This window comes from Streptococcus sp. UBA3373, assembly GCF_002360305.1.
GTDB classification, from domain to species: Bacteria; Bacillota; Bacilli; order Lactobacillales; family Streptococcaceae; genus Streptococcus; species Streptococcus alactolyticus.
This window is the reverse complement of record NZ_DEQF01000013.1, coordinates 1837-16032: the sequence shown is the minus strand read 5'-3', so window position 1 is coordinate 16032 and position 14196 is coordinate 1837. Positions and strand designations below refer to the sequence as shown.

Genomic DNA, 14196 nt, shown 5'->3' with positions numbered 1-14196 from the left:
CTGGTAAGTAAAATAGTAAAAATATGTTGAGGGGGCGAGCCAAAAAAGTCGTCCCCTTTTTACAATTATGGTAAAATTTGTATAAATTTTCTGATAATTATGATAGAATGGACATATAGTCTCTATTTAAGATAAGGAGTTTGTGATGACGTTAATTTACCAATCAACGCGCGATGAAAATAATAAAGTAACTGCTAGTCAAGCAATTTTACAAGGACTAGCAAGTGACGGTGGTTTGTTTACCCCTGTTACCATGCCATCTGTTAACTTGGATTTTGATACGTTAAAAGATGCCTCTTACCAAGAAGTTGCCAAATTAGTCTTGTCAGCTTTCTTGGATGATTTCACAGAAGAAGAGTTGGACCACTGCATTGCTTCAGCTTACGATGCCAAATTTGACACACCAGCTATTGCACCATTGGTATCATTAGAAGGGCAATACAATCTAGAGCTTTTCCACGGGGCAACTATCGCCTTTAAAGACATGGCTTTGTCAATCCTGCCTCACCTTTTGACGACTTCTGTAAAAAAACAAGGGGTAGATCGTAAAATTGTGATTTTGACAGCGACTTCAGGGGATACTGGAAAAGCTGCTATGGCTGGATTTGCGGACGTTCCAGGAACTGAGATTATTGTTTTCTATCCAAAAGATGGGGTCAGCAAGATTCAAGAATTGCAAATGACGACTCAAACTGGCGACAACACTCATGTCGTTGCCATTACAGGTAATTTTGATGATGCTCAAACGGCTGTTAAACAGATGTTCAACGACGATGCCCTACGCCAAAAATTGGCCGATCAAAATCTGCAATTCTCATCAGCCAACTCAATGAATATCGGTCGCTTGGTGCCACAAATTGTATACTATGTTTATGCCTACGCTCAATTGGTGAAAAATGGTCACATTCGCGTTGGAGATAAGATTAATGTTACCGTTCCAACAGGTAATTTCGGGAATATCCTAGCGGCTTATTATGCTAGTCAAATCGGTGTTCCAATTGGTAAGTTGATTTGTGCGTCAAATGAAAACAAGGTATTGACAGACTTCTTTGTAACTGGAACTTACGACAAAAAACGTGATTTCAAAGTGACAACCAGCCCATCAATGGATATCTTGGTGTCATCTAACTTGGAACGTTTGATTTTCCATTTGTTAGGAAATGATGCTGCTAAAACCAAAACTTTAATGGAAGAATTAGTGGCAGACGGTGAGTACACCCTTCCTGAGGTGGACCATACTATTTTAGATTTGTTTGCAGCAGATTACGCAACTGAGGCAGAAACATCAGCCGAAATCAAACGCGTGTACGAAACATCACATTATATTGAAGACCCACATACAGCGGTTGCTTCAGCAGTTTATCACAAATACCTTTACCGTACGAAAGACACAACTCCAACGGTCATTGCCTCAACAGCCAGCCCTTATAAATTCCCACGAGTTGTGGTTGATGCCGTCAGAGAGCAAGCTGCAGCAGATGATTTTGCAGCGGTTAATGACTTGGAAAAATTATCAGGAGTGGCTATTCCAAAAGCCGTTAAAAGCCTTGATAAATTACCTGTTCGTCATGATACCGTTGTTTCAACAGACGGCATGCAAGCCATTGTTGAAAGCATTTTAGGGATATAGTTTCTAAGAGCCGAGATTTGTCCTCGGCTTTTATTTGTGCTATAATGTCACATTATGAAACAATCAAAAGAAATTATTCGATTAGCTTTTCCGTCTATGATGGAAAATCTCTTGCAGATGCTCATGGGAGTCGTGGATAATTATCTAGTGGCTCAAGTGGGTCTAGTAGCTGTTTCGGGAGTTTCTGTTGCGAATAATATTATTACGATTTATCAAGCCGTTTTTATCGCTCTTGGAGCTGCGATTTCTAGTCTAGTCGCCAAGAGTATTGGTGAGAAGAATGCTCAAAAAACCGTACAATATCAATCAGATTCTCTCTTAATTACCATCGTGCTGAGCCTGTTTCTTGGTCTTATCTCCGTGACACTTGGCAAGCAGATGCTTCAATTATTAGGGACAGCGACGGCGGTTACCCAAACAGGTGGGCTTTATCTAGCACTGGTCGGTGGTTTGATTATTAGCCTCGGCTTGATTACAACTTTTGGTGCTATTTTAAGGTCAACAGGTAAGCCTCGTTTGCCGATGTACGTCAGTTTGGTTGCAAATATTCTAAACGCTCTGTTCTCAGCAGTAGCTGTTTTTATTTGCCATTGGGGCGTGGCTGGGGTCGCTTGCTCAACTGTTTTAGCACGTTTTATTTCAGTAGGTATTTTAGCTTATTACTTGCCGATAAAACGCATGGTTAAGCACATGAGGTGGCGTTTGAGTGATGATTTAATCAAACTTGCTCTTCCAGCTGCAGGTGAACGCCTGATGATGCGAGCAGGAGATGTGGTTATCATAGCCATTATTGTTAAATTCGGAACTAAGGTTGTCGCAGGTAATGCCATTGGTGAAACCTTAATCCAATTTAACTTTATGCCAGGTTTTGGTGTGGCAACGGCGACGGTTATTCTTGTGGCGCGTTGTTTAGGTCAGAGAAATCCGCAAGCCATTCGTCGTCTGGTGAGAATGTCCTACGTCATATCAGTGTTGCCAATGTTTGCTATCGGTCTTTTTTTTTGGTATTTCCACACCGAATTGTCCCAACTCTTTACGACCGATTCAGTTGCTCTTCAAGCTAGTGCCACAGTTCTTTTCTATTCCTTTATTGGTGGACCTGCCACGGCTGGTACTTTGATTTACACAGCGACTTGGCAAGGTTTAGGAAATGCTCGCCTACCATTTTATGCAACAACTATTGGGATGTGGCTCATCCGTATCGTTTTGGGATACGTTCTTGGTATCACCTTTAATTTAGGTTTACAAGGGGTTTGGTTAGCCACATTGGCGGACAATATCTTCCGTTGGTTCTTATTAAAATTCCTATATCATAGGCACCTAAAAACACTGGAGCCAGCTCCAGCAACCTAATAATCTATGAAAAAGCAAGAGCAGTAGCTTCTTGCTTTTTATGATAGATAAACTGAAAACGAATTCTTTAAAAAATAGAGCAAAACCCTTGCGAACTCTGTTCAAATTTGCTATCATATACTGGTGCTGTAAAACAGTAACTTTAGCTATGATACAAGAGGTTGCGACACGCTCGGTTGCATTGCCACGCAAAGAGGTGTTGGTTTTCTTGAGGAGCTAGCCTATTATCTTAAATAGACGAGAAGGAGAAAAAGATGGCAAATAAGAAAATCCGTATCCGTTTGAAAGCATACGAACATCGTACACTTGACACAGCGGCAGAAAAAATTGTTGAAACTGCAACACGTACAGGTGCTACAGTAGCTGGACCAGTTCCACTTCCAACAGAACGTAGCTTGTACACAATTATTCGTGCGACTCACAAATACAAAGATTCACGCGAACAATTTGAAATGCGTACTCACAAACGCTTGATCGACATCATCAACCCAACTCAAAAAACAGTTGACGCTTTGATGAAATTAGATCTTCCAAGTGGCGTTAACGTAGAAATCAAACTTTAATAAGGATTTCGTTATTGAGCATAAAAAACGCTCGTTAAAAACTTTTTAAAATAATAAAGTAAAGGAATATTCTCTCATGACAAAAGGAATCTTAGGGAAAAAAGTGGGAATGACTCAAATCTTCACTGAATCTGGTGAATTCATCCCAGTAACAGTCATTGAAGCAACTCCAAACGTTGTTCTTCAAGTTAAAACTGTTGAAACAGACGGTTATGAAGCTGTTCAAGTTGGTTTTGATGACAAACGTGAAGTATTGAGTAACAAACCTGCCAAAGGCCATGTAGCAAAAGCTAACACTGCTCCTAAGCGCTTCATTCGTGAATTCAAAAACATTGAAGGTTTAGAAGTAGGTCAAGAAATTACAGTTGACACTTTCTCAGCTGGAGATGTTGTTGATGTAACTGGTACATCAAAAGGTAAAGGTTTCCAAGGTGTTATCAAACGCCACGGTCAATCTCGCGGACCTATGGCTCACGGTTCTCGTTATCACCGTCGTCCAGGTTCAATGGGACCTGTTGCGCCTAACCGTGTTTTCAAAAACAAACACTTGGCAGGACGTATGGGTGGTAACCGTGTAACAATCCAAAACCTTGAAATTGTACAAGTTATCCCAGAGAAAAACGTTATTTTGATTAAAGGTAACGTACCAGGTGCTAAGAAATCTCTTATCACTATCAAATCAGCAGTTAAGGCTGCTAAATAATAAGAAAGGAGAAAACAGTTAAATGGCAAACGTAAAACTATTTGACCAAACTGGGAAAGAAGTTAGCTCAGTTGAATTGAATAATGCTATTTTCGGTATCGAACCAAACGAATCAGTAGTATTTGACGTTATCATCAGTCAACGTGCTAGCCTTCGTCAAGGTACTCACGCGGTTAAAAACCGTTCAGCAGTATCTGGTGGTGGTCGTAAACCATGGCGTCAAAAAGGAACTGGACGTGCTCGTCAAGGTTCTATTCGTTCACCACAATGGCGTGGTGGTGGTGTTGTCTTTGGACCAACTCCACGTTCATACGGCTACAAACTTCCACAAAAAGTTCGTCGCCTTGCTTTGAAATCAGTTTACTCAGCAAAAGTAGCTGAAGACAAATTTGTAGCTGTAGAAAGCCTTTCATTTGCAGCTCCAAAAACAGCTGAATTTGCAAATGTACTTTCAGCACTTAATGTTGATTCAAAAGTACTTGTAATCCTTGAAGAAGGTAATGAATTTGCAGCACTTTCTGCACGTAACCTTCCAAACGTTAAAGTTGCAACTGCAACAACTGCAAGTGTTCTTGATATCGTAAACAGCGACAAACTTCTTGTTACTAAAGAAGCAATCTCTAAAATCGAGGAGGTTCTTGCATAATGAATTTGTACGACGTAATCAAAAAGCCAGTAATCACTGAAAAATCTATGTACGACCTCGAAGCAGGTAAATATACATTTGAAGTTGACTCTCGTGCGCACAAACTTTTGATTAAACAAGCTGTTGAAGCTGCTTTTGATGGAGTTAAAGTTGCAAACGTGAATACTGTAACTGTAAAACCAAAACAAAAACGTGTTGGTCGTTACACTGGTTTCACTTCAAAAACTAAAAAAGCTATCATCACTCTTACAGCTGATTCTAAAGCAATCGAGTTGTTTGCAGCTGAAGCTGAATAATCTAAGGAGGAAATAACGTGGGTATTAAAGCTTATAAACCAACGACAAATGGTCGTCGTAATATGACTTCTTTGGATTTTGCTGAAATCACTACAAGCACTCCTGAGAAATCATTGCTTGTTTCACTTAAAAACAAAGCTGGTCGTAACAACAACGGTCGCATCACTGTACGTCACCAAGGTGGCGGTCACAAACGTCACTACCGTTTAATTGACTTCAAACGTAACAAAGACGGTGTTGAAGCAGTTGTCAAAACTATCGAGTATGATCCAAACCGTACAGCTAACATCGCTCTTGTACACTACACTGACGGTGTGAAAGCTTACATCCTTGCACCAAAAGGTCTTGAAGTTGGTCAACGTATCGTTTCAGGTCCAGATGCAGATATCAAAGTTGGTAATGCTCTTCCACTTGCTAACATCCCTGTTGGTACAGTTATTCACAACATCGAACTTCAACCAGGTAAAGGTGCTGAATTGATTCGTGCTGCTGGTGCATCTGCACAAGTTCTTGGTCAAGAAGGTAAATACGTTCTTGTTCGTCTTCAATCAGGCGAAGTTCGTATGATTCTTGGTACTTGCCGTGCAACAATCGGTACAGTTGGTAACGAACAACAATCACTTGTAAACCTTGGTAAAGCTGGTCGTAGCCGTTGGATGGGTATCCGTCCTACAGTTCGTGGTTCTGTAATGAACCCTAATGATCACCCACACGGTGGTGGTGAAGGTAAAGCACCAGTTGGACGTAAAGCGCCATCTACTCCTTGGGGTAAACCTGCGCTTGGTCTTAAAACTCGAAACAAAAAAGCGAAATCTGACAAACTTATCGTTCGTCGTCGTAACGACAAATAATCGTTTAGTCGCTTAGTTTATAATAATCATCCGCCAGCTCGGTAGTGTGCAATTTTTGCACACAGGCCGCTGTGGTACTACATTTTAAAGGAGAAAACTACAAAATGGGACGTAGTCTTAAAAAAGGACCTTTCGTCGATGAGCATTTGATGAAAAAAGTTGAAGCTCAAGCAAATGACGAAAAGAAAAAAGTAATTAAAACTTGGTCACGTCGTTCAACGATCTTCCCAAGTTTCATCGGTTATACAATCGCAGTTTATGATGGACGTAAACACGTACCAGTTTACATCCAAGAAGACATGGTAGGTCACAAACTTGGTGAATTCGCACCAACTCGTACTTACAAAGGTCACGCAGCTGACGATAAGAAAACACGTCGTTAATTAGGAGGAGGACACAATGGCAGAAATTACTTCAGCTAAAGCAATGGCTCGTACAGTCCGTGTTTCACCTCGTAAAACACGTCTTGTACTTGATCTTATCCGTGGTAAGAATGTTGCTGACGCAATCGCAATCTTGAAATTCACTCCAAACAAAGCAGCTCGTGTAGTTGAAAAAGTTCTTAACTCTGCTATCGCTAACGCAGAAAACAACTTTGGTTTGGAAAAAGCTAACTTGGTAGTATCTGAAACTTTCGCAAACGAAGGACCAACAATGAAACGTTTCCGTCCACGTGCTAAAGGTTCAGCTTCACCAATCAACAAACGCACAACTCACGTTACAGTAGTTGTGTCAGAAAAATAAGGAGGTAAAATCGTGGGTCAAAAAGTACATCCAATTGGTATGCGTGTCGGAATCATCCGTGACTGGGATGCGAAATGGTATGCTGAAAAAGAATACGCGGATTACCTTCATGAAGATCTTGCAATCCGCTCATTCATCCAAAAAGAATTGGCAGATGCTTCAGTTTCTCGTATTGAAATTGAACGTGCTGTAAATAAAGTAATTGTTTCACTTCACACTGCAAAACCAGGTATGGTTATCGGTAAAGGTGGAGCTAATGTTGATGCGCTTCGCGCTAAACTTAACAAATTGACTGGAAAACAAGTTCACATCAACATCGTTGAAATCAAACAACCTGATTTGGACGCACACCTTGTTGGTGAAAACATCGCACGTCAACTTGAACAACGTGTTGCTTTCCGTCGTGCTCAAAAACAAGCTATCCAACGTACAATGCGTGCAGGTGCTAAAGGAATCAAAACTCAAGTATCTGGTCGTTTGAACGGTGCGGATATCGCTCGTAGCGAAGGTTACTCAGAAGGAACAGTTCCACTTCACACACTTCGTGCTGATATCGATTATGCTTGGGAAGAAGCTGATACTACTTACGGTAAACTTGGTGTTAAAGTTTGGATCTACCGTGGTGAAGTTCTTCCAGCTCGTAAAAACACTAAAGGAGGCAAATAACAAATGTTAGTACCTAAACGTGTTAAACACCGTCGTGAATTCCGTGGAAAAATGCGCGGTGAAGCTAAAGGTGGTAAAGAAGTTGCATTTGGTGAATACGGTCTTCAAGCAACAACTAGCCACTGGATTACAAACCGCCAAATCGAAGCTGCCCGTATTGCAATGACTCGTTACATGAAGCGTGGTGGTAAAGTTTGGATTAAAATCTTCCCACACAAATCATACACTGCTAAAGCTATCGGTGTACGTATGGGTTCTGGTAAAGGGGCTCCAGAAGGTTGGGTAGCACCAGTTAAACGTGGTAAAGTGATGTTCGAAATCGCAGGTGTTTCTGAAGAAGTTGCACGCGAAGCGCTTCGTCTTGCAAGCCACAAATTACCAGTTAAAACGAAATTCGTGAAACGTGAAGCAGAATAAGGAGAAAACATGAAACTTCAAGAAATTAAAGATTTTGTTAAAGAGCTTCGTGGTCTTTCTCAAGAAGAACTTGCTAAGAAAGAAAACGAACTTAAGAAAGAACTTTTCGACCTTCGTTTCCAAGCTGCAGCAGGTCAACTTGATCAAACTGCTCGTTTGAACGAAGTTAAAAAACAAATTGCACGTGTTAAAACTGTGCAATCAGAAAAGAAATAATAGATTGGGAAAGGAGAAATTCTAATAATGGAACGTAATCAACGTAAAACACTTGTTGGACGTGTTGTATCTGACAAAATGGATAAAACAATCACTGTTATAGTTGAAACAAAACGTAACCACCCAGTCTATGGTAAACGTATCAACTATTCTAAAAAATACAAAGCACATGATGAAAACAACGTTGCTAAAGAAGGCGATATCGTTCGTATCATGGAAACTCGTCCACTTTCAGCTACAAAACGTTTCCGTCTTGTAGAAGTTGTGGAAGAAGCTGTTATTATCTAATCAAACTAAAAGGAGAAATTTGAAATGATTCAACAAGAAACTCGCTTGAAAGTTGCTGATAATAGCGGTGCTCGTGAGATCTTGACTATCAAAGTTCTTGGTGGTTCAGGACGTAAATTCGCTAACATCGGTGACGTAATCGTTGCTTCTGTAAAACAAGCTACTCCTGGTGGCGCTGTTAAAAAAGGTGATGTTGTTAAAGCCGTAGTTGTTCGTACTAAATCAGGTGCGCGCCGTCCAGACGGTTCATACATCAAATTTGATGACAATGCTGCAGTAATCATCCGCGAAGACAAAACACCTCGTGGAACTCGTATCTTCGGCCCTGTTGCACGTGAATTGCGTGAAGGTGGCTTCATGAAGATCGTGTCACTTGCACCAGAAGTACTTTAATTCATACATAACACAAACTAAGTCCCCTGCTTTTGCAGGGTGCCCATTAGGGCGTAAGAAATAATAGGAGAAAAACCAAATGTTTGTAAAAAAAGGCGATAAAGTTCGCGTTATTGCTGGTAAGGACAAAGGCGTTGAAGCTGTAGTTCTTAAAGCCCTTCCTAAAGTCAACAAAGTTGTTGTTGAAGGTGTTGCTATCGTTAAAAAACATCAAAAACCAAACAACGAAAACCCTCAAGGTGCTATCGTGGAAAAAGAAGCACCAATCCATGTGTCTAATGTTCAAGTTCTTGACAAAAATGGTGTAGCAGGACGTGTTGGTTACAAAGTTGTTGACGGCAAAAAAGTTCGTTACAACAAAAAATCAGGCGAAGTGCTTGATTAATCACGAAGGAAAGGAGAAAAGTATATAATGGCAAATCGCTTAAAAGAAAAATACACTAACGAAGTTGTTCCTGCTTTGACTGAAAAATTTAACTATTCTTCAGTTATGGCTGTCCCAAAAGTTGAGAAAATCGTTCTTAACATGGGTGTTGGTGATGCTGTAAATAACGCTAAAAACCTTGAAAAAGCTGCTGCTGAATTGGCACTTATTTCAGGTCAAAAACCATTGATTACTAAAGCTAAGAAATCAATCGCTGGCTTCCGTCTTCGTGAAGGTGTAGCGATCGGTGCAAAAGTTACCCTTCGTGGTGAACGTATGTACGAATTCTTAGATAAATTGGTTACTGTTTCACTTCCACGTGTGCGTGACTTCCACGGTGTTCCAACAAAATCTTTTGACGGACGTGGTAACTACACACTTGGTGTGAAAGAACAATTGATCTTCCCAGAAATCAACTTTGATGATGTTGATAAAGTACGTGGTCTTGATATTGTTATCGTAACTACAGCTAACACTGACGAAGAAGGTCGTGAATTGCTTAAAGGCCTTGGAATGCCTTTCGCAAAATAATTTTGGAGGTAAATTAATTGGCTAAAAAATCTATGATTGCTAAGAATCATCGCCCTGCGAAATTCTCTACGCAAGCTTACACTCGTTGCGAACGTTGTGGCCGTCCACATTCAGTTTACCGCAAATTCAAACTTTGCCGTGTTTGCTTCCGTGAGTTAGCTTACAAAGGACAAATCCCAGGGGTTACCAAAGCTTCTTGGTAAGTCGATGAGATAAGAATAGGAAGGCAATGACTGTTGCTTTCCCATGACATTAACTAGCAAGTGAGTAATTCAAACTACTAGTAAGAGGAGAATATAAAAATGGTTATGACTGACCCAATTGCAGATTTTCTAACACGCATCCGTAATGCTAACCAAGCAAAACATGAAGTGTTGGAAGTACCTGCTTCAAACATTAAAAAAGGAATTGCTGAAATTCTTAAACGCGAAGGTTTCGTGAAAAACGTTGAAATTATCGAAGATGACAAACAAGGAATCATCCGTGTTTTCCTTAAATATGGACAAAACGGAGAACGCGTTATCACTAACTTGAAACGTGTTTCTAAACCAGGTCTTCGTGTTTACGCAAAACGTGAAGATGTTCCTAAAGTTCTTAACGGACTTGGAATTGCAATTATCTCTACATCAGAAGGTCTTTTGACTGACAAAGAAGCACGTCAAAAGAACGTTGGTGGAGAAGTTATTGCTTACGTTTGGTAAGATAAGTACAACACATTTCTTACTAACAAATGGACTACTAAGCATATAGTAGTCGCCCCGTGAAAACTCGTCGCATTAAGCGGCTTGACAATTTAACAGGAGAATATAAAACTATGTCACGTATTGGTAATAAAGTTATCAACTTGCCTGCTGGTGTAGAAGTTACTAACAATAACAATGTAGTAACTGTTAAAGGACCTAAAGGCGAACTCACTCGTGAGTTTAACAAAAATATTGAAATCAAAGTTGAAGGCAATGAAGTTTCACTTCACCGTCCAAATGACTCAAAAGAAATGAAAACAATTCATGGTACAACTCGTGCTAACTTGAACAACATGGTTGTTGGTGTTTCTGAAGGTTTCAAAAAAGAACTTGAAATGCGTGGGGTTGGATACCGTGCACAACTTCAAGGTTCAAAACTTGTACTTTCTGTCGGTAAATCTCACCAAGACGAAGTAGAAGCTCCAGAAGGCATTTCATTTGAAGTACCATCTGCAACTAACATCGTCGTTAACGGTATCAACAAAGAAGTTGTTGGTCAAACAGCAGCTTACATCCGTAGCCTTCGTGCTCCAGAACCTTATAAAGGTAAAGGTATCCGTTACGTTGGTGAATACGTTCGTCGTAAAGAAGGTAAAACTGGTAAATAATAGATTATGGGAGTTTTTGCGAGAGTTCTTCTTGCAAAATTCCTATTCTAGTATTTATAACGTGTCATTTTGACATCATTTAAAAAATTAAGAGGTGAAAATTGTGATTTCGAAACCAGATAAAAATAAAATCCGTCAAAAACGCCATCGTCGCGTTCGCGGTAAACTCTCTGGAACTGCTGATCGCCCACGTTTGAACGTTTTCCGTTCTAATACAGGCATCTACGCTCAAGTAATTGATGACGTAGCGGGTGTAACGCTCGCAAGTGCATCAACTCTTGATAAAGAAGTTTCAAAAGGAACTAAAACAGAACAAGCCATTGTTGTCGGTAGACTTGTTGCTGAACGCGCAGTAGCTAAAGGTATTTCTGAAGTGGTGTTTGACCGCGGTGGATATCTCTATCACGGACGTGTTAAAGCTTTGGCTGACTCAGCTCGTGAAAACGGATTGAAATTCTAATAGGGAGGACACTTAATAATGGCATTTAAAGATAATGCAGTTGAACTTGAAGAGCGCGTTGTTGCCATCAACCGTGTTACAAAAGTTGTAAAAGGTGGACGTCGTCTTCGCTTTGCTGCTCTTGTAGTTGTTGGTGACCGTAATGGTCGTGTAGGTTTTGGTACTGGTAAAGCTCAAGAAGTACCAGAAGCTATCCGTAAAGCTGTCGAAAGCGCTAAAAAGAACATGATCGAAGTACCAATGGTTGGTACAACTATTCCTCACGAAGTTCATTCAGAATTTGGTGGAGCAAAAGTATTATTGAAACCTGCTGTTGAAGGTGCGGGGGTTGCCGCTGGTGGTGCTGTTCGTGCCGTCATCGAATTGGCTGGTGTAGCGGATGTTACATCTAAATCACTTGGTTCAAACACTCCAATCAACATCGTTCGTGCAACTGTTGAAGGTTTGAAACAACTTAAACGTGCTGAAGATGTCGCTGCTCTTCGCGGTGTTTCAGTTTCTGATTTAGCTTAAGAAAGGAGATCATCATGGCTCAAATTAAAATTACTTTGACTAAGTCTCCAATCGGACGCATCCCTGCTCAACGTAAAACAGTTGCCGCACTTGGACTTGGTAAATTGAATAGCTCAGTTGTCAAAGAAGACACTCCAGCTATCCGTGGAATGATTACTGCGGTTTCACATTTAGTAACTGTTGAAGATGTTAAATAATTAACATCAATATGAGTGTTCGTTTAAGTCGCAGAGGAAACTCTTGCGGCTTAAACTAGATAATGGTATAGGCGAGTTTCTATAGGGAGTCCTTTCCCCCTATAGGGGCGCTAGCATTTTACAAATAAAGGAGAAATTAAATAATGAAACTTCATGAACTTAAACCAGCAGAAGGTTCACGTAAAGTACGTAATCGTGTAGGTCGTGGTACATCATCTGGTAATGGTAAAACTGCCGGACGTGGTCAAAAAGGTCAAAAAGCACGTAGCGGTGGAAAAGTACGTCTTGGTTTTGAAGGTGGACAAACACCATTGTTCCGTCGTATGCCAAAACGTGGTTTTTCAAACGTTAACGCAAAAGAATACGCACTTGTAAACCTTGATCAACTTAATGTTTTTGAAGATGGTACAGAAGTAACTCCAGTTGTTCTTAAAGAAGCTGGAATCGTTCGTGCTGAAAAATCAGGTGTTAAAGTCCTTGGTAACGGTGAATTGACTAAAAAATTGACTGTTAAAGCAGCTAAATTCTCTAAATCTGCTGAAGCAGCGATCACAGCTAAAGGTGGTTCAGTCGAAGTCATCTAATTGAGGGGGACATAGAATGTTCTTTAAGCTACTTAAGGATGCGCTAAAAGTAAAAAATGTTAGAAATAAGATTTTCTTTACACTTTTTATTATTTTCGTTTTCCGTGTTGGAACACATATTACAGTTCCTGGAATTAATGCGAAAAGCCTAGGGCAATTAGGAGAACTTCCCTTTTTGAACATGTTGAACCTTGTTTCAGGGAATGCTATGAGTAACTTCTCTGTATTTTCAATGGGGGTCAGCCCTTATATCACAGCATCCATCATTGTTCAACTTCTACAAATGGACATTCTACCTAAGTTTGTCGAATGGAGTAAGCAAGGTGAAGTAGGGCGTCGTAAGTTAAATCAGGCAACGCGCTACATTTCTCTTGCTTTAGCATTTGTTCAATCTATTGGGATTACCGCAGGATTTAATACCTTATCAAGCATAGCATTGGTTTCTACCCCAAATGTCAAAACCTATCTTTTGATTGGCGCTCTTTTAACAACAGGTAGCATGATTGTTACTTGGTTGGGTGAGCAAATCACGGATAAAGGTTTTGGGAATGGTGTATCAATGATTATCTTCGCGGGTATTATCTCATCAATTCCAAGTGCAATCTCAACGATTTATGAAGACTTCTTCGTGAACGTTCGTTCAAGTGATTTAATGTCTTCATACATCTTTGTTGCTTTGTTGATCTTAGCAGTGTTGGTTATTGTTTTCTTTACCACATTTGTTCAACAAGCAGAATATAAAATTCCAATTCAATATACAAAACTTGAAAAGGGAGCTCCAACAAGTTCGTACCTTCCTTTAAAAATTAATCCAGCTGGCGTTATTCCCGTTATCTTTGCGAGCTCGATTACAACTATTCCAAGTACGATTATCCCGTTGATTTCAAATGGTCGAGATATTCCTTGGCTAACGAACCTTGAAAAACTATTAAACTACCAAACCCCAACAGGAATGGTTGTTTATGCAGTGCTAATTATCCTATTCTCTTTCTTCTATACTTTTGTGCAAGTCAATCCCGAAAAAACAGCCGAGAACTTGCAAAAGGGAGCGTCTTATATTCCTAGTGTTCGACCTGGACGCGAAACGGAAGATTATTTGTCTTCATTATTGAAGAAATTAGCCACTGTTGGATCTGTTTTTCTAGCATTCATTTCTCTAACACCAATTGTTGCTCAACAAATGATGGATTTGTCTAGCAGCATTGCTTTAGGGGGAACAAGTTTGTTGATCTTGATCTCAACAGGAATTGAAGGAATGAAACAACTTGAAGGTTATCTCTTAAAGAGAAAGTATGTTGGTTTCATGAATATAGCAGAATAGAATATAGGTTGACTTTGTCAACCTTCTATTTTGTTATTAAATAAATCTA

The 14196-nt window shown here is 40.1% G+C and carries 24 protein-coding genes; all 24 read left to right on the top strand.

Annotated features, from left to right (window positions below; translation table 11 throughout):
- The first annotated feature begins 145 nt into the window (after nucleotides 1–145).
- A complete protein-coding gene (thrC, locus tag B3R79_RS02395; protein ID WP_154454884.1) occupies nucleotides 146–1630 on the top strand; it encodes a threonine synthase in 1485 nt (494 codons plus the stop codon).
- Nucleotides 1631–1684: 54 nt separating this feature from the next.
- Entirely contained in the window at nucleotides 1685–2983 is a 1299-nt protein-coding gene (locus B3R79_RS02390; RefSeq protein WP_204984842.1) for an MATE family efflux transporter, read from the top strand.
- Between the two features lie 254 nt (nucleotides 2984–3237).
- On the top strand, nucleotides 3238–3546 hold the full coding sequence (gene rpsJ / locus B3R79_RS02385) for a 30S ribosomal protein S10 (protein WP_002885653.1): 309 nt from the start codon (nucleotides 3238–3240) through the stop codon (nucleotides 3544–3546).
- A gap of 76 nt (nucleotides 3547–3622) precedes the next feature.
- The gene (gene rplC, locus B3R79_RS02380; protein WP_154454886.1) at nucleotides 3623–4249 is read left to right on the top strand and encodes a 50S ribosomal protein L3; all 627 of its coding nucleotides are present in this window, start codon (nucleotides 3623–3625) and stop codon (nucleotides 4247–4249) included.
- 22 nt (nucleotides 4250–4271) lie between these two features.
- A complete protein-coding gene (gene rplD, locus B3R79_RS02375; protein ID WP_293693515.1) occupies nucleotides 4272–4895 on the top strand; it encodes a 50S ribosomal protein L4 in 624 nt (207 codons plus the stop codon).
- Nucleotides 4895–5191 (top strand): 50S ribosomal protein L23, encoded by a 297-nt coding sequence (locus B3R79_RS02370; protein WP_154454888.1) that lies wholly within the window; start codon nucleotides 4895–4897, stop codon nucleotides 5189–5191. Before rplD ends, B3R79_RS02370 begins: the two co-directional genes overlap by 1 nt.
- Before the next feature lie 17 nt (nucleotides 5192–5208).
- A complete protein-coding gene (rplB, locus tag B3R79_RS02365) occupies nucleotides 5209–6042 on the top strand; it encodes a 50S ribosomal protein L2 (RefSeq protein ID WP_003062844.1) in 834 nt (277 codons plus the stop codon).
- Nucleotides 6043–6146: 104 nt separating this feature from the next.
- Nucleotides 6147–6425 carry a 30S ribosomal protein S19 gene (rpsS, locus tag B3R79_RS02360; protein WP_000533765.1) on the top strand — a complete coding sequence of 93 codons (279 nt, stop codon included), beginning with the start codon at nucleotides 6147–6149 and terminating at the stop codon, nucleotides 6423–6425.
- 16 nt (nucleotides 6426–6441) lie between these two features.
- On the top strand, nucleotides 6442–6786 hold the full coding sequence (gene rplV, locus B3R79_RS02355) for a 50S ribosomal protein L22 (protein ID WP_003062848.1): 345 nt from the start codon (nucleotides 6442–6444) through the stop codon (nucleotides 6784–6786).
- A 12-nt stretch (nucleotides 6787–6798) separates the two neighbouring features.
- Nucleotides 6799–7452: a 30S ribosomal protein S3 gene (gene rpsC, locus B3R79_RS02350; protein WP_167829287.1), complete on the top strand. Its 654-nt coding sequence runs from the start codon at nucleotides 6799–6801 to the stop codon at nucleotides 7450–7452.
- Nucleotides 7453–7455: 3 nt separating this feature from the next.
- Entirely contained in the window at nucleotides 7456–7869 is a 414-nt protein-coding gene (rplP, locus tag B3R79_RS02345) for a 50S ribosomal protein L16 (protein WP_003062852.1), read from the top strand.
- Between the two features lie 9 nt (nucleotides 7870–7878).
- Nucleotides 7879–8085, top strand: coding sequence for a 50S ribosomal protein L29 (gene rpmC, locus B3R79_RS02340; RefSeq protein ID WP_003062854.1), 207 nt, complete (start codon nucleotides 7879–7881; stop codon nucleotides 8083–8085).
- A 27-nt stretch (nucleotides 8086–8112) separates the two neighbouring features.
- The gene (gene rpsQ, locus B3R79_RS02335; RefSeq protein ID WP_027972220.1) at nucleotides 8113–8373 is read left to right on the top strand and encodes a 30S ribosomal protein S17; all 261 of its coding nucleotides are present in this window, start codon (nucleotides 8113–8115) and stop codon (nucleotides 8371–8373) included.
- A gap of 24 nt (nucleotides 8374–8397) precedes the next feature.
- The gene (rplN, locus tag B3R79_RS02330; protein WP_154454889.1) at nucleotides 8398–8766 is read left to right on the top strand and encodes a 50S ribosomal protein L14; all 369 of its coding nucleotides are present in this window, start codon (nucleotides 8398–8400) and stop codon (nucleotides 8764–8766) included.
- A gap of 79 nt (nucleotides 8767–8845) precedes the next feature.
- Complete coding sequence (gene rplX / locus B3R79_RS02325) at nucleotides 8846–9151, top strand: 50S ribosomal protein L24 (RefSeq protein ID WP_003062858.1); 306 nt, start codon at nucleotides 8846–8848, stop codon at nucleotides 9149–9151.
- Nucleotides 9152–9178: 27 nt separating this feature from the next.
- Nucleotides 9179–9721 carry a 50S ribosomal protein L5 gene (gene rplE, locus B3R79_RS02320; RefSeq protein WP_154454891.1) on the top strand — a complete coding sequence of 181 codons (543 nt, stop codon included), beginning with the start codon at nucleotides 9179–9181 and terminating at the stop codon, nucleotides 9719–9721.
- A 17-nt stretch (nucleotides 9722–9738) separates the two neighbouring features.
- Complete coding sequence (locus tag B3R79_RS02315) at nucleotides 9739–9924, top strand: type Z 30S ribosomal protein S14 (RefSeq protein WP_003062863.1); 186 nt, start codon at nucleotides 9739–9741, stop codon at nucleotides 9922–9924.
- 99 nt (nucleotides 9925–10023) lie between these two features.
- Entirely contained in the window at nucleotides 10024–10422 is a 399-nt protein-coding gene (gene rpsH, locus B3R79_RS02310; RefSeq protein ID WP_154454892.1) for a 30S ribosomal protein S8, read from the top strand.
- Between the two features lie 113 nt (nucleotides 10423–10535).
- Nucleotides 10536–11072: a 50S ribosomal protein L6 gene (rplF, locus tag B3R79_RS02305; protein WP_154454893.1), complete on the top strand. Its 537-nt coding sequence runs from the start codon at nucleotides 10536–10538 to the stop codon at nucleotides 11070–11072.
- Nucleotides 11073–11175: 103 nt separating this feature from the next.
- A complete protein-coding gene (gene rplR, locus B3R79_RS02300) occupies nucleotides 11176–11532 on the top strand; it encodes a 50S ribosomal protein L18 (RefSeq protein ID WP_167829288.1) in 357 nt (118 codons plus the stop codon).
- A gap of 18 nt (nucleotides 11533–11550) precedes the next feature.
- Complete coding sequence (rpsE, locus tag B3R79_RS02295) at nucleotides 11551–12045, top strand: 30S ribosomal protein S5 (RefSeq protein ID WP_293693509.1); 495 nt, start codon at nucleotides 11551–11553, stop codon at nucleotides 12043–12045.
- 14 nt (nucleotides 12046–12059) lie between these two features.
- A complete protein-coding gene (gene rpmD / locus B3R79_RS02290; protein WP_154454895.1) occupies nucleotides 12060–12242 on the top strand; it encodes a 50S ribosomal protein L30 in 183 nt (60 codons plus the stop codon).
- Nucleotides 12243–12385: 143 nt separating this feature from the next.
- A complete protein-coding gene (gene rplO, locus B3R79_RS02285) occupies nucleotides 12386–12826 on the top strand; it encodes a 50S ribosomal protein L15 (RefSeq protein ID WP_168261044.1) in 441 nt (146 codons plus the stop codon).
- 16 nt (nucleotides 12827–12842) lie between these two features.
- The gene (gene secY / locus B3R79_RS02280) at nucleotides 12843–14147 is read left to right on the top strand and encodes a preprotein translocase subunit SecY (RefSeq protein ID WP_154454897.1); all 1305 of its coding nucleotides are present in this window, start codon (nucleotides 12843–12845) and stop codon (nucleotides 14145–14147) included.
- The last annotated feature ends 49 nt before the right edge of the window (nucleotides 14148–14196 follow it).

Bases quoted from the DNA above. Each gene is read 5' to 3' on its own strand.
- thrC (WP_154454884.1), top strand. From the start codon at position 146: ATGACGTTAATTTACCAATCAACGCGCGATGAAAATAATAAAGTAACT.
- B3R79_RS02390 (WP_204984842.1), top strand. From the start codon at position 1,685: ATGAAACAATCAAAAGAAATTATTCGATTAGCTTTTCCGTCTATGATG.
- rpsJ (WP_002885653.1), top strand. From the start codon at position 3,238: ATGGCAAATAAGAAAATCCGTATCCGTTTGAAAGCATACGAACATCGT.
- rplC (WP_154454886.1), top strand. From the start codon at position 3,623: ATGACAAAAGGAATCTTAGGGAAAAAAGTGGGAATGACTCAAATCTTC.
- rplD (WP_293693515.1), top strand. From the start codon at position 4,272: ATGGCAAACGTAAAACTATTTGACCAAACTGGGAAAGAAGTTAGCTCA.
- B3R79_RS02370 (WP_154454888.1), top strand. From the start codon at position 4,895: ATGAATTTGTACGACGTAATCAAAAAGCCAGTAATCACTGAAAAATCT.
- rpsS (WP_000533765.1), top strand. From the start codon at position 6,147: ATGGGACGTAGTCTTAAAAAAGGACCTTTCGTCGATGAGCATTTGATG.
- rplV (WP_003062848.1), top strand. From the start codon at position 6,442: ATGGCAGAAATTACTTCAGCTAAAGCAATGGCTCGTACAGTCCGTGTT.
- rplP (WP_003062852.1), top strand. From the start codon at position 7,456: ATGTTAGTACCTAAACGTGTTAAACACCGTCGTGAATTCCGTGGAAAA.
- rpmC (WP_003062854.1), top strand. From the start codon at position 7,879: ATGAAACTTCAAGAAATTAAAGATTTTGTTAAAGAGCTTCGTGGTCTT.
- rpsQ (WP_027972220.1), top strand. From the start codon at position 8,113: ATGGAACGTAATCAACGTAAAACACTTGTTGGACGTGTTGTATCTGAC.
- rplN (WP_154454889.1), top strand. From the start codon at position 8,398: ATGATTCAACAAGAAACTCGCTTGAAAGTTGCTGATAATAGCGGTGCT.
- rplX (WP_003062858.1), top strand. From the start codon at position 8,846: ATGTTTGTAAAAAAAGGCGATAAAGTTCGCGTTATTGCTGGTAAGGAC.
- rplE (WP_154454891.1), top strand. From the start codon at position 9,179: ATGGCAAATCGCTTAAAAGAAAAATACACTAACGAAGTTGTTCCTGCT.
- rpsH (WP_154454892.1), top strand. From the start codon at position 10,024: ATGGTTATGACTGACCCAATTGCAGATTTTCTAACACGCATCCGTAAT.
- rplF (WP_154454893.1), top strand. From the start codon at position 10,536: ATGTCACGTATTGGTAATAAAGTTATCAACTTGCCTGCTGGTGTAGAA.
- rpsE (WP_293693509.1), top strand. From the start codon at position 11,551: ATGGCATTTAAAGATAATGCAGTTGAACTTGAAGAGCGCGTTGTTGCC.
- rpmD (WP_154454895.1), top strand. From the start codon at position 12,060: ATGGCTCAAATTAAAATTACTTTGACTAAGTCTCCAATCGGACGCATC.
- rplO (WP_168261044.1), top strand. From the start codon at position 12,386: ATGAAACTTCATGAACTTAAACCAGCAGAAGGTTCACGTAAAGTACGT.
- secY (WP_154454897.1), top strand. From the start codon at position 12,843: ATGTTCTTTAAGCTACTTAAGGATGCGCTAAAAGTAAAAAATGTTAGA.